Here is a 264-nt window from a genome sequence, read left to right on the forward strand (position 1 = left end):
GCGGGTGGTGGTGGTGAAGGACGCGGCGAACACCGACTGGGTGGCCACCGGACCCTCCGCGCCGGCCGCCAGGTCGACGGCGTCGGTGATGATGCCGGACTTGATGCGCAGCGCCAGACGGGCGGCGATCTCCTTGCCCTCCGCGGAGGACGGCACCAGCACCGCGGCCGGCGCGATGGCGGCGACCGCGGCCTGCAGCGCGTCCACCTTCGGCACCACCAGATAGTCCGCGTACTCCGCGGCCTCATGGGTCAGCACACGGGT

At 73.1% G+C, this 264-nt stretch carries 1 pseudogene; it reads right to left on the bottom strand.

Features of this window, described 5'->3' with window-relative positions:
• Window positions 1-264: pseudogene (locus tag M4J07_RS47750) on the bottom strand (electron transfer flavoprotein subunit alpha/FixB family protein); the annotation flags it as partial.

The organism is Streptomyces longispororuber (assembly GCF_024448165.1).
Classification (GTDB): domain Bacteria; phylum Actinomycetota; class Actinomycetes; order Streptomycetales; family Streptomycetaceae; genus Streptomyces; species Streptomyces longispororuber_A.